General features: G+C 34.8%; 10 protein-coding genes. All 10 read left to right on the top strand.

Annotation, left to right across the window (positions count from 1 at the left end):
• Positions 1–67: 67 nt before the first annotated feature.
• The 10 genes from rfbC (at position 68) to U735_RS0123405 (ending at position 13,025) form a co-directional block, all read left to right on the top strand.
• On the top strand, positions 68–613 hold the full coding sequence (gene rfbC / locus U735_RS0123455) for a dTDP-4-dehydrorhamnose 3,5-epimerase (RefSeq protein ID WP_031446147.1): 546 nt from the start codon (positions 68–70) through the stop codon (positions 611–613).
• A complete protein-coding gene (gene rfbD, locus U735_RS0123450; RefSeq protein ID WP_031446146.1) occupies positions 592–1,407 on the top strand; it encodes a dTDP-4-dehydrorhamnose reductase in 816 nt (271 codons plus the stop codon). Before rfbC ends, rfbD begins: the two co-directional genes overlap by 22 nt.
• An 8-nt stretch (positions 1,408–1,415) precedes the next feature.
• A complete protein-coding gene (gene wecB, locus U735_RS0123445) occupies positions 1,416–2,549 on the top strand; it encodes a non-hydrolyzing UDP-N-acetylglucosamine 2-epimerase (RefSeq protein WP_031446145.1) in 1,134 nt (377 codons plus the stop codon).
• Between the two features lie 92 nt (positions 2,550–2,641).
• The gene (gene wecC / locus U735_RS0123435) at positions 2,642–3,856 is read left to right on the top strand and encodes a UDP-N-acetyl-D-mannosamine dehydrogenase (RefSeq protein ID WP_031446144.1); all 1,215 of its coding nucleotides are present in this window, start codon (positions 2,642–2,644) and stop codon (positions 3,854–3,856) included.
• A 5-nt stretch (positions 3,857–3,861) separates the two neighbouring features.
• On the top strand, positions 3,862–4,401 hold the full coding sequence (locus tag U735_RS0123430) for a hypothetical protein (protein ID WP_031446143.1): 540 nt from the start codon (positions 3,862–3,864) through the stop codon (positions 4,399–4,401).
• A gap of 74 nt (positions 4,402–4,475) precedes the next feature.
• Positions 4,476–5,849 (top strand): MBOAT family O-acyltransferase, encoded by a 1,374-nt coding sequence (locus U735_RS0123425; protein ID WP_180994007.1) that lies wholly within the window; start codon positions 4,476–4,478, stop codon positions 5,847–5,849.
• A gap of 6 nt (positions 5,850–5,855) precedes the next feature.
• The gene (locus U735_RS0123420; protein WP_031446141.1) at positions 5,856–7,478 is read left to right on the top strand and encodes a hypothetical protein; all 1,623 of its coding nucleotides are present in this window, start codon (positions 5,856–5,858) and stop codon (positions 7,476–7,478) included.
• Position 7,479: 1 nt separating this feature from the next.
• Positions 7,480–9,597 carry a bi-domain-containing oxidoreductase gene (locus U735_RS0123415; protein WP_031446140.1) on the top strand — a complete coding sequence of 706 codons (2,118 nt, stop codon included), beginning with the start codon at positions 7,480–7,482 and terminating at the stop codon, positions 9,595–9,597.
• Positions 9,598–9,616: 19 nt separating this feature from the next.
• The gene (locus U735_RS0123410; protein ID WP_031446139.1) at positions 9,617–11,560 is read left to right on the top strand and encodes an alginate lyase family protein; all 1,944 of its coding nucleotides are present in this window, start codon (positions 9,617–9,619) and stop codon (positions 11,558–11,560) included.
• Positions 11,535–13,025 (top strand): MATE family efflux transporter, encoded by a 1,491-nt coding sequence (locus tag U735_RS0123405; RefSeq protein ID WP_146032778.1) that lies wholly within the window; start codon positions 11,535–11,537, stop codon positions 13,023–13,025. The genes U735_RS0123410 and U735_RS0123405 overlap by 26 nt, the downstream gene beginning before the upstream one ends.
• Positions 13,026–13,116 lie beyond the last annotated feature (91 nt).

The raw sequence follows: 13,116 nt of genomic DNA, 5'->3' as shown, positions 1-13,116 counted from the left end.
TTATAACAGATGAAGTTGTTTTGATACGAAAAAGACTTTATTTAACTAGATAATAAAAAAATAAATATTGAAAATTACAGAGACCCAGCTAAAAGGCTGTTTTATTTTAGAGCCCACGGTATATGAAGATGAGCGGGGAATATTTTTTGAATCCTACCATAAAACAAACTTGGAGAAAGCTCTTGGGAAGACTATAAATTTTGTTCAAGACAATATTTCGGTTTCCAAAAAGGGGGTTTTACGTGGCTTACATTATCAGGCAGGAAAGCATGCCCAGTCAAAACTGGTACAAGTGGTGCACGGCGAGGTTTTGGATATAGTGGTAGACCTGCGTAGGGAGAGCAATACTTACGGACAGTATTTTAAACTTAAGCTGTCCTCTGAAAACAGAAAATCGCTTTTTATACCAAAAGGTATGGCACATGGATTTTTGGCACTGACACCAGAAGTGATTTTTTCCTATAAGTGCGATTCCCATTACCAAAAAGAAGCCGAAAAAGGCATCAGATACGACGACCCTGAACTGGATATCGATTGGGAATTGAAAGGAATGCATGTAATCCTATCCCCCAAAGACTTACAACTACCCCTATGGCAAGATCTACAACTATAAAGCGTGTCCTGGTCACAGGGGCATCGGGGCAATTGGGGCGAAGCCTTCAGGATTTGGCTCATGATTACCCTAAGTTGGAATTTGTTTTTATGAATTCAACGGACTTGGATATAACCGATTCACAAAAAGTAAAAGAAACTATTGAATTGGGCGCCTTTGAACACTGTATAAACTGTGCGGCCAACACCAACGTGGAACAGGCCGAAAAAAGCCCGGAAAAGGCCTTTAAAGTGAATGCAGAGGCTGTTAAGAACCTAGCCCTGCTCTGCAAGAAATATCATGTAACACTAATACACATCTCTACGGACTATGTCTTTGATGGAGAAAAAGGATCTCCATATACGGTTGATGACCAGCCCAACCCAATCAATGAATACGGAAAATCCAAATGGGAAGGTGAAAAATATATTCAAGAAATAATGGACCAATATTATATAGTACGCACTTCCTGGCTGTACCATAAAAAATATGGAAAGAATTTTTACAGGGTCATATTGGAAAAGGCCTATAAAGGAGAGGAGTTGCGTATTACGGACGCGCAGTTTGGCTGCCCTACCGATGCAGTCAACCTTGCCAAATATCTATTGAACCTCGTAGCCAATAGCAATCAGCAATATGGCACTTACCATTTTACGGACGGTATTGCCATGAGCTGGTACGGTTTTGCCCTCAACATTCTGGATGAAAATGGTTTGAAAAATACTACAAAAATTGTCAAGGAGAATAATTATCGTAGTTTTGCGAAGCGGCCGAAATATAGCATTTTGGCTAGTCAAGAAACAGATGTATTTTAAACAATGAGATGAAAATAAAGAATTTAATAGTTTTTGGTACGCGTCCTGAAGCCATAAAGATGGCTCCACTAGTAAAAGAATTTCTTAAATTTTCTAATGATTTTGAAACCAAGGTGTGTATAACTGCACAGCACAGGGAAATGTTGGACCAGGTCTTAGATTTTTTTGAGATTTCACCGGATTTTGATTTAGATCTAATGAAGCCAAATCAAAATTTATATAGCCTTACTGCAGATATTATTACCAACTTAAAACCTGTTTTGGAAACGTTTCAACCCGACTATGTGTATGTTCATGGGGATACTACAACAACTATGGCCACTAGTTTAGCTGCCTTTTATGCAGGTGCGCAAGTTTGCCATATAGAAGCTGGTCTAAGAACCTTTAATATGAAGTCACCATTCCCAGAGGAGATGAATCGAAGTGTAACTGGGGTAGTAAGTAACTTACATTTTGCACCTACTACAACCTCAAAGGCCAATTTAATTCGGGAGAATAAAAAAGAAGAAAGTATTATTATAACTGGAAATACAGTTATAGATGCTTTATTGTTTAGTGTGAATAAGGTAAATAGTACTTCTTTTCAAGATACAGAGGTTACTCAATTAAAAACTATTATAGATGACAGTAAAAAATTGATTCTAGTTACTGGTCATAGAAGGGAAAACCATGGTCAGGGGTTCATTAATATTTGTGAAGCGTTAAAAGTTATAGCTGAAGAAAATCCAGATGCTCAAATTATTTATCCCGTACACCTTAACCCAAATGTACAAAAGCCAGTATACGAATTATTGGCTAATATCGATAATATCTCACTTATAGCACCCCTTTCCTACCCGGCCTTTGTATGGCTCATGGAAAAGTCTTATCTGATCATCACGGATAGTGGTGGTGTACAGGAGGAAGCGCCTAGTTTAGGAAAACCGGTATTAGTTATGCGCGACACAACTGAGCGTCCTGAGGCCGTTGATGCAGGTACTGTACTTTTGGTAGGAACAGATAAAGATAAAATTATAGCAGAAGCTTTACGGCTCTTAAACGACGCCGAATTCTATGAGCAAATGGGGAAACTACACAATCCTTATGGCGACGGTAATGCTTGTAGCAGAATTGTAAACCATATTTTAGATTCAAGAAATTAAAACTCCAATGCAAAAGGTTGGACATGCCTTAATTTGGAGGTTGAAAAATGTCCTAATAAATAAAAACATTGATTTAACCAATTCAAAATAAAATGAATAAACCGGAAGTAGTAATGATTGGCCTAGGCTACATTGGCCTACCAACTGCGGCGTTAATTGCCCAAAATAAAACTTTTGTGCATGGGGTAGACATTAATCCAAAGGTTGTGGAAACAATCAATGCGGGCAAAATCCACATTGTTGAACCGGAATTGGATACTGCAGTGGCCAATGCGGTAAATAAAGGCTATTTAAAAGCAGCAACCTTACCTGTGGAAGCAAATACCTACCTTATTGTGGTGCCTACCCCATTTAAAGGGAAGAACGAACCGGATATCTCTTTTGTAGAGGCTGCCACCAAAGCCGTCATTCCATTATTGAAGGCACATGATCTGTTTATTATTGAGTCTACCTCCCCGGTTGGAACTACTGAAAAGATGATGTCCTTGATATATAACGAACGTCCGGAACTAGAAGGAAACTTAAATATAGCCTATTGCCCTGAAAGAGTCTTGCCTGGAAACGTTATGTACGAGCTGGTATATAATGATAGAGTTATTGGTGGAGTAAATAAAGAATCGACAGAAAAGGCTGTTGCATTTTACAAGCAGTTTATTAAGGGGGAATTACACAAAACTAATGCGCGTACGGCAGAGATGTGTAAACTAGTTGAAAATTCCTCTAGAGACGTGCAAATAGCCTTTGCAAACGAATTATCCTTAATCTGTGATAAGGCAGAGATCAATATATGGGAACTTATAGACTTGGCCAATAAGCATCCTAGGGTAAATATTTTACAACCCGGATGTGGAGTAGGTGGGCACTGTATTGCAGTAGATCCTTATTTTATTGTTGCGGAATATCCTATGGAATCCCAAATTATTGGAAAAGCTAGGGAAATAAACAATTACAAATCCTTTTGGTGTGCCGAAAAAATACAAACTGCAAAGTTACAATTTGAATTGCAACATGGTCGCAAACCTAGTATAGCTTTAATGGGGTTAGCTTTTAAGCCCAATATTGATGACCTAAGGGAATCTCCAGCAAAATATATTGCACAAAAAGTATTGCAAAATGCCAACAACGAAGAGTATTTTATTGTAGAGCCAAATATTTCAGAACATAAAGTATTTAAATTGACCGATTATAAGAAAGCTGTTGAAGAGGCTGACATCATAGCTTTTTTAGTGGCACATAAGGAATTCCAAACACTAGAACTGTCCAATGATAAGGTGGTATTGGATTTTTGCAACTACAATAAAAAATAATAATTATGAAAAAAAAACATTTTATTATAGCCTTGATTTTTGGGCTAATACTTTTTTCCTGTAATTTCAAAAAGAATGAAAAAACAAAGGACAATGAATATCAAGAAGAAGAGAATAGGATTGATTATACCCAAGCTGAAAATTTAACCACGGAAATTTCTTATATTTTTAACGAAGGGTATAACTTTTCAGAAGAAATAAGGATAAATGAAATCGGTTATGTTAAAACAGGAAATAACACTTACAAAATAGTCTATTTTTTGGACGAAGAATCGAATTTAAGTAAAATTCAGAATTTAAATATCGCTTTCAGAATATATCCTAAAGATACTTCTTTGTTCGCGACCGAAGCAGATAAAAAAGCTGGTGCAAAAACCTTGGCCTCAAAGTGTAAAATTCAAGAAATGGGTGGCTCCTTGGTTATAGTTTCAAATGAATTTTCAATAATCCCTAAATCCTTTGCTCAAATTAAAGTGTATATATACGATCCTAAGGACGGTATATATGGTAAAATGATGACCCTTTTAAATATTGAGTTTAGTTAGCCGAAATTATGATCTTTTCAACGTCGCTTTTTTTGTTTTTTTTTGTGTTTGTTTTTATAGTCTATTGGCCAATATTGGGAGCAATAAAGGATAATGATAAGCGACTAAAAATAAGAATAATTTTCTTGCTTTTTGCATCTTATTATTTTTATATGTCATGGAATCCAATATTCATCTTATTGATATTGTTTTCTACAATTGTAGATTATATTGCAGGCCAAAAAATTTATAATAGCACTTCGAAAAGTCAAAAGAGACTCTTTTTAATTTTAAGCCTAATAACTAATTTAGGATTTCTTGGGTATTTTAAATACGTTAACTTTTTTCTCGGAACTTTAAACGACATTTCTGGGGCTAACTTTTTTGTTGATGTTGTTTTGCCAGTAGGGATATCATTTTACACCTTCCAATCAATGTGTTACACAATTGACATATATTATGGTAAAATGAAACCTTCAAAGAATTTCTTCGAGTTTTCATTATATGTTACCTTTTTTCCACAGCTTGTAGCTGGCCCTATTGTAAGAGCTAAAGATTTTATTCCACAACTTAAAGTCAATCAATATTTCAAGGATATCAATTTTCAGTTAGCTGCGAATTATTTTATTCTCGGGTTAGTAAAAAAAGTATTGATAGCCGATAATATCGCAAAATTCTCAGACCCCGTATTTGCTAATCCTGACCTCCATGGAACCTTATCTACTTGGATTGGGGTTATGGCATATAGCGTGCAGATTTATTGCGATTTCTCAGGTTATTCTGACATGGCCATTGGCGTAGCGGCCATACTCGGGTTAAAACTTATGGAAAATTTTAATATGCCGTATAATGCTACCAATATTACAGCGTTTTGGAGAAAATGGCATATAAGTCTATCGTCATGGTTGCGTGATTATTTATTTATTCCACTAGGTGGAAGCAGAGTGTCAAAAAAAGTATTTTACTATAGAAATTTGATGATAACCATGCTTCTGGGAGGATTATGGCATGGTGCTAGTTGGAATTTTGTGGTTTGGGGCGGATTGCACGGGTTGGCCTTGATAGCACATAAATTGTATAGTACAAGATATTCTAGCAGTTTTAAATTCTCAAGAATAAGTGCTTCAGTATATACTGTGCTTTCTTGGATTGTAACCATGGTGTTTGTCATGGTTACATGGGTATTCTTTAGGGCGCAAACATTTGATGATGCTGCACTATTACTTAAAAATATGTTCAGCTTTAAAGAATCTGTAAATTATACTGTTCCAATGGCATTAGTAGCTTTATTGGCAATTGTAATTACTGGTCATTTCTTAGGCTCAAAATTTTTTAAAATAGTAGAGGAAAAACAAGACCATATATTTAATAATCCTTACATACAGGGAGCTGCATTTGGATTGGGAATATTTCTTGTACTTCTTTTTGGCTCCAATGACAATCAGGCTTTTATATATTTTCAATTCTAGTTAGATATGACAAAAAATCATTTTCTTTTTTTAAAGCAGATTATTGTATCCTTTATAGTAATAACTTCACTGGCATGGGCTGTTTTGTTTTTGTTCAATTCTGATGAGAATAGTAAGCATTTTATTGTAGTTGACGCAAAGTTAACAAGTATAAGAAAGGAGTCTTCTGAAATCTTGGAAAACCTAATAAATGAAAATCAAGTTACGTTTGACCCCACTAATGGTCTTAAAATAGAGCAAGTACTAAGAAATCTGAAGTATTCTGAAAAAAAAAGAATATTGTTATTAGGATCATCACAGTTAATTACATTAAATGATGATTGGTCATATGATAATTACTTAAGAAGAGTAGATAAATTACTTGAAAAGGAGTTTAACAATGAAGTTATAGTTTATAATTTGTCTATGGGAGGAATGACTGTCAGTGAAAAACGGAAAGTATTAAAAAAAGTACAAGAAATATTAAATTTTGATATAATAATAATTAGCATCGGGCCCTATGATTGTCGTGAATTGGATACAAGGAAGGGAATTGAAGACATTGAGAATATTACTTTTGAAAAAATTGATAGAAAGGGCACCTATTTAAAAGGAAAGTCAATATTTAATGAAATTTCCATTAGTGGAATAAATAATTCTGTAGAAAACATCTTCAATAAACAACTAATTCGATGGAGTTCTTTTTACAGTTATAAGTCAGCGATTAAAACCTGGTTTGGAACAGAAATCGATAACATTTTAGCATTTAAAAAAGAAGATAAACAGCTAAAACCTGCTGAGTGGCGAACCTTTAATCAAAATTTAGATAATAAATCTGGCTGGTCTAATGACATTAGTCATTCAGGTAAAAAATCATTAAAGATTATAAAAAGCGATTCAAGTTCAACAGCATCATGGAAAGGCTCAAAAATCTTACTTGAAAAGCCAACCAATAAGTTAGTACTTGGGGGCTGGAGTAAATGTAAGAATCTATTTGGAACAAAGTTATACTGTATTGATTTTAAGATTGATTTTATTGATGGAAGCGAAACATGGTATTATAAGGGATTAGAGTTCAGTTCAGAAATAAGCCAATGGCAGAACGTTGAAGAAATTGTGCAGTTTGACAAAGAGGTAAAATCGATTTCACCTTATTTAATTGTAGCCCAAGGTAGCGGAACAGCATGGTTTGATGATATATATGTAAAACCTATTTACGAAATAGTTGACAAAAACATCGTCTTTAACCATAATATGGAAGAAAAATCACAGATAAAGGATGTATACACTCTAAAATTTGATAATGATATTTGGGAAGACATAATAGAGAATTCTGGAAATCTGGTAGATTACTTTTCAAATACAGAGGACTCTAACACTAAGAAATATTTACTAATCCCACCGGTTTACAATTCTGAAATTAAAAAGGGGTATGAACAAGATTACTTTGTAGAAAAATTTGTAACAAACCTAAAAGACAAATGCCAAAAAGGAAATATCAAATTAATAAATGCAAGTGAATTACTCGACGAAACTCATTTTATTGAGTTTGAATCTGGAGAAAAGAAAGGTTTGGTAGAACCTTTGCATTTTGGTTCTGCTGGGCACAAGAAATTAGCAGGTTTTATTAAGAACGAATTAAATTTATAAGATGTTACAAGCAATTATTAAAAAGGGAAAGGTCATGGCTGAGGAAGTGCCATCACCAATATTATCAGCCGGAGAAGTATTAATAGCCGTTTCTTATAGTTGTATTTCTGCCGGCACGGAACTAAAAAGTGTTGGTAATAGCGGCGAAAATTTATTGGTCAGAGCCATGAAACAGCCTGAAAACCTGAAAAAGGTGATTCAATTAGCGAAAGATCACGGTGTATCCAAAGCATTTTCTAAAGTACAACAAAAGGTAAAATATGGTACGCCTACAGGGTATTCCAATGCAGGTATTGTAATTGCGGTTGGTAGCGCGGTGAAGAATTTTCAAGTAGGTGATAAGGTTGCTGCTGCCGGTGCGGGTATTGCCAATCACGCTGAATATGCTGTTGTACCACAAAATTTGGTAATGAAAGTGCCTGAGGGTCTTGATTTACAGTTAGCTTCAACGGTGACACTCGGGGGAATAGCACTACAGGGAGTCCGACGTGCAGATTTGAGAATGGGTGAGTATGGAGTGGTTGTCGGAGCAGGAATATTGGGGTTGATAACCATTCAATTTTTGAAAAATTCAGGTGTTCGTACTATAGTTAGTGATATCAACGAAGACCGTTTGAAAATCGCTAAAGAATTGGGAGCAGATTTGGTCATCAACCCCGCGAAAACTAATTTGGTAAAAACCGTATCAGATTTTACTGGGGGCTACGGTGCAGATGGAATTATATTTACCGCTGCCACAGCGAGTAGCGAGCCCTTATCCGATGCTTTCAATGCCTGCAAGAAAAAGGGGCGAGTTATCCTTGTTGGTGTTTCAGGAATGGAAATCAAACGTGAAGATATTTATCAAAAAGAGCTTGATTTTAAAATATCAACCTCGTATGGTCCAGGTCGTTACGACCGTCAATACGAAGATTTGGGGAATGACTATCCATATGCCTATGTGAGATGGACAGAAAACAGAAACATGACCGAATATCTCAGGTTACTCCGCGAAGGAAAAGTGAAACTTGACTTACTCATCAACAAAGTTTATTCTATAGGGCAAGTGGAAGAAGCGTATGCATCTCTTCAAGGTCCTGAAAAGCCAATCATTGTTTTATTGAGTTATGAGGAAAAGACCGTGGAGAGGCTTACATCAAAAGTCATAGTAAACTCGAATTATAGCAGTAAAGGAGTGCTTAATGTTGCCTTAATAGGAGCTGGAAGTTTTGCAACTGCTATGCACCTTCCAAATATGGAAAAGATGAAGGACAAGTATGCACTATATGCCGTGGTTAATAGAACGGGACATAAAGGCAAATCGGTCGCCACGCATTTCAATGCCAAATATGCAACATCAAATATTGACGATGTATTAACTGATCCTGAAGTTGATTTGGTTTTCATAACTACACAACACAAAGACCATGCGTCATTAGTATTGCAGTCCTTGCAAGCTGGTAAACATGTTTTTGTGGAAAAACCATTGGCGACCAATCAAGAAGATCTGGATAAGATTGTGACGTTTTATAAAGAGCATCCAAAGGAAACCAAACCTATTTTATTGACAGGGTTCAACCGTAGGTTTAGTAAATATGCTCGCGAGATAAATGAACATACCAAGAATCGCATTAACCCACTATTTGTAAGTTACCGAATCAATGCTGGTTTCAAAGCTTCGGATGACTGCATACATGAACATGGTGGCAGAGTAGTTGGTGAGGTTTGCCATTTTATAGATTTGATTTCCTACTTGGTGGATTCGTCAATTATATCGGTAAGTGTTGAGAAATTAAGTCCGTCAAACTATCAAATTCGCAAAGATGATAATGTAGCAATTGTATTAAAATACAAAGATGGTTCTGTAGGCAATCTCCAATATTTTTCAACTGGGAACAAAGGTTATCAAAAGGAAAATTTAGAAGTTCATTTCGATGGAAAAACCATTGTAATGGATGATTTCAAAAAACTGACAGGTTATGGGGTAAATCCGAAGGAAATGGCAGGCAAAATTCCTGAAAAAGGACAATATGAAGAGTTGCTGCATATGCATGAAGCCATAACCAAAGGTACATGGGCCATAAATTTGGAAGATATGATTCAGACCACCCAAGCAACATTTCTTATACAGGAGGCTTAAATTTAGTCATTAGGGGAAAATGAATATAAAAACAATTTTATCAAAACCTATTCCAGTAGTTTGGTATAGATTTGTCCAACTAATTAAGCTGAAGTTCTATTTTAGAATCACATTTTGGGGTAAAATTGAGCGGAAAATTAATAGGTTTACAACTTACCGCAAGCCCTGGAAAGAGAAAAGTTGTCTTTTTGATAAGAGTTTATCACCATTGAATATAACAGAGACCTTAAGAATCAAAATTATAGAAAATGCCGATAAAATTAAAAGTGGAAAAATCTCGATTTTTGATGTAGATTATCATTTTAATTTACCTATTGCATGGAATAAGGATTGGCGTACCTCGAAAATGTGGAAAAACGCCTATTTCAAATCTTATGCATTCTACGAAAAAGAAAAAGAACAAAAATATGATGTGAAATTCCCATGGGAACTATCGCGGTTAAGCTTTTTGATTACCGTTGCACAGGCATATCAAATTAATGAAAATAAAGATTACTTAGGATATGTTCATAGCGTCCTATTGGATTGGTTATCTAAAAATCCATTAGCCTATTCTGTCAATTGGTATCCAATGGAAGTTTCTGTTAGAACTATTAATTTAATCCAACTAAGGGAGATTCTATTGGAATCCCCTAAAACAGACGACAGTGTTAACCTGATAAATGAAATATTGTTATTGCACGGTATATTTCTTTGGAGAAATATTGAATATACCGATATCAGGGGAAATCATTATTCCGCCAATTTAACTGCCTTACTATTATTAGGTAAGGTGTATAAAAAATTTTATAAAGAGGCTAGATTATGGTTTAATTATGCATTAAAGAATATAGAAAAAGAGTTCCACCTACAATTTTTAGCGGATGGTGTAAATTTTGAAAAATCCACTTCCTATCACAGACTTGTTGTTGAGTTTTATTTAATTTCATTTATAGTGATGAAACGCTATGGAATAGCAACAAATTCGCTGACACTAAATAAACTTAGGAACGCTTGTAAATTTATAAAAGATTACAGTAAACCGAATAAATCAACACCAATTATTGGTGATAACGATAGTGCTTCGGTTTTTCAGAATGATGTAGTTAATTTAAATGATCATTCTAACATTTTGCAGTTGGCAAGTCATTTTTTTAGTGATACAACCCTAAATATTTCATCAACAACATATCTCTCCTCAATTTGGATTTTTAACCAAAAATCATTTCAAGAAACTTTAGACAAAAATTCAGATATATTTCGATATAAATACTATTCAAAAGGTGGCTTTGTTGTTGTTAAAGAGAAATTGAATTATTTTATTACGGATGTTGGGGAAGTTGGTATGGAAGGAAGGGGAGGACATGGTCACAATGATCTATTTGGTTTTGAATTGATGCTTGATGGGCAAGACTTCATTGTCGATGCCGGCTGTTATACATATACTGGGGACTTAGCTTTAAAAAATGAAATGAAATCCTCAGCCTATCACAATATTTTAACCGTAGACGGAAAAGAAATAGCTCCTTTGATTGGTAATTGGGGTATTGCTGATATCGCAAAACCATATAATCTTGTGATTAACGAGAATCAAGAAAAGGTCACTGTTAGAGGCAAACATGGGGGCTATGAAAGATTACCGGACCCAGTTGTACACCAACGAACTTTTGAATTGGATAAGAATACATTTAAACTTTCTTGTATAGATGCTGTTTCTTGCCATTCGGAGCATAATATACAACGTCATTTGCATTTTTCTGATTCTGTAAAAATCGTGATTAGAGAGAATGACGTTTTGACAACTGTTGGGGTCACGCAATATGTAATTACTTGCGATGAGAATTCAAAACCTACTATTTCTTCATATTATTTAAGTTATAACTACGGTCACAAGACTTCTGCGCAAAAGGTCACTTTTGAAACGAAAATAGAGGGTACATGTAAATTACATTTTACAATTGAAAAAGAAACTGGGAATGAATAAAATTAGTTTAGACGTATTATTTAGTTCCCTTTTTGCTGTTTTGGCTGTGCTTTTTAATTTTTGGTTGATTAAGGAGGCAGAGTTTTATCTTTCTGCCGCTCTGTTAGGCACTTTTATGTTAATTCGAAGGTTGGCGCCAACCTTTTCGAACTTAAGTCAGTTAGGTTCTTCACAAGCCTTGATTCGTTTTACAAGTTTGAACAAAGATGATGTTGAGAAGATAAAATGCTATTTCTTTATATCAATCGTGCTTTGGCTGGCAAGCTCCCTATTTTTATTGATTTTGTTTACATCCTTCAGTGAAGCTATAGAGACGCTATTATTACCCGATGTAGCTGACAGAAATAGTTATCTGGCATTGACCTTTGTATATATTTCTATTTTGCATTTGAGCTATTTGATTCTTCCCTATTTCCTTAATCTTCGAAAAATTTTGATGTATAATATCATCAATATGATGAATGCTAGTTTGGTGATGCTGGCAGTATTTCTAATGGTTGCTAACTCCGAAAATTTGATTGAAGTATTAACTCTATCGTTGATAATAATGGCTATCATTCAGCTCTTGATTTTGGGGTATATTATTTTACAATTGAATTTGTACAGATTCCCTTCTAAAAAAATGCTGCAATCTGAGAGCAGGTCTTTTTTCAAATACGGATTGCCAAGGGCTGCAATGACTTTTTTAGAAATGTTCATGCTTACTATAGGGTCTTTATTGGTGAAGAAAGACCATCAGCTAGTAGGGTCTTTCTTAATAGCGATTACCTTGGCAAGGATAGTTTTAATTATACTTCAGCCGATATCATTATTGTCATCGGTTATTGTGGGCCATAACACAGATAGTGACAAGCCAAAGAAAACTTTAAATCTCTTATTTGGAGGTGTAATTTATTCTAGTGTACTTGTAATTGTCATCTTGTACAATTGGATTGATGTACTAATTCGCTTTTGGCTAACAAAAGAAGATACGATTATCGATGCAGTTTCTGTGTTTAAAATTCTGGTTTTTGGTCTGGTGCCCTATTGTATTTTTCAAGGCTTAAAGGGCTATATTGAAATTAGGTTTTACAAACCATTAAATTTATTTTCAATCGCCATTGCAACATTGGTACATGTACTATTGTTCTTTGTGTTCAACCAGTTCTGCGAAACGCTGATATCATTGTCAGTTTCGCTTATGTTAGCTTTTGTTATTATGGGTCTTTGGTCTTTTTCTTGGTGTCGAAAAGAAATATATAAGCAAACATATTTCAAGTTTGTATATTTTTTGATTATCTCTCTGATTCTTTTTGGAATTAACTATTTCATCAATTTTTACTTCCCTAATTTGATTGGTTTGGTTGCCGCCTTATTTTTAACGGCAGCAGGTTTTTTAGGATTCTTTATTTTTGGCAGAATTGTATTTGTAAAAGATGTGCTTAGCACATTTGAGTTTAAATTCTTGGATAGATTTGTCAGATAAAAGCAACTATTTTTCTACTCAAGAATTGAAAACGAATTCTGAAATAGTACCTTTGGAATTTCTAACGAAACCAACTTAACCAATCTCAGTC

The organism is Arenibacter algicola (assembly GCF_000733925.1).
In the GTDB taxonomy this organism is placed as follows: Bacteria; Bacteroidota; Bacteroidia; order Flavobacteriales; family Flavobacteriaceae; genus Arenibacter; species Arenibacter algicola.
This window is presented reverse-complemented; position numbering and strand designations above follow the sequence as displayed.

Coding starts and splice junctions, on each gene's coding strand:
- rfbD (WP_031446146.1), top strand. CDS start 592: ATGGCAAGATCTACAACTATAAAGCGTGTCCTGGTCACAGGGGCATCG.
- wecB (WP_031446145.1), top strand. CDS start 1,416: ATGAAAATAAAGAATTTAATAGTTTTTGGTACGCGTCCTGAAGCCATA.
- wecC (WP_031446144.1), top strand. CDS start 2,642: ATGAATAAACCGGAAGTAGTAATGATTGGCCTAGGCTACATTGGCCTA.
- U735_RS0123430 (WP_031446143.1), top strand. CDS start 3,862: ATGAAAAAAAAACATTTTATTATAGCCTTGATTTTTGGGCTAATACTT.
- U735_RS0123420 (WP_031446141.1), top strand. CDS start 5,856: ATGACAAAAAATCATTTTCTTTTTTTAAAGCAGATTATTGTATCCTTT.
- U735_RS0123415 (WP_031446140.1), top strand. CDS start 7,480: ATGTTACAAGCAATTATTAAAAAGGGAAAGGTCATGGCTGAGGAAGTG.
- U735_RS0123410 (WP_031446139.1), top strand. CDS start 9,617: ATGAATATAAAAACAATTTTATCAAAACCTATTCCAGTAGTTTGGTAT.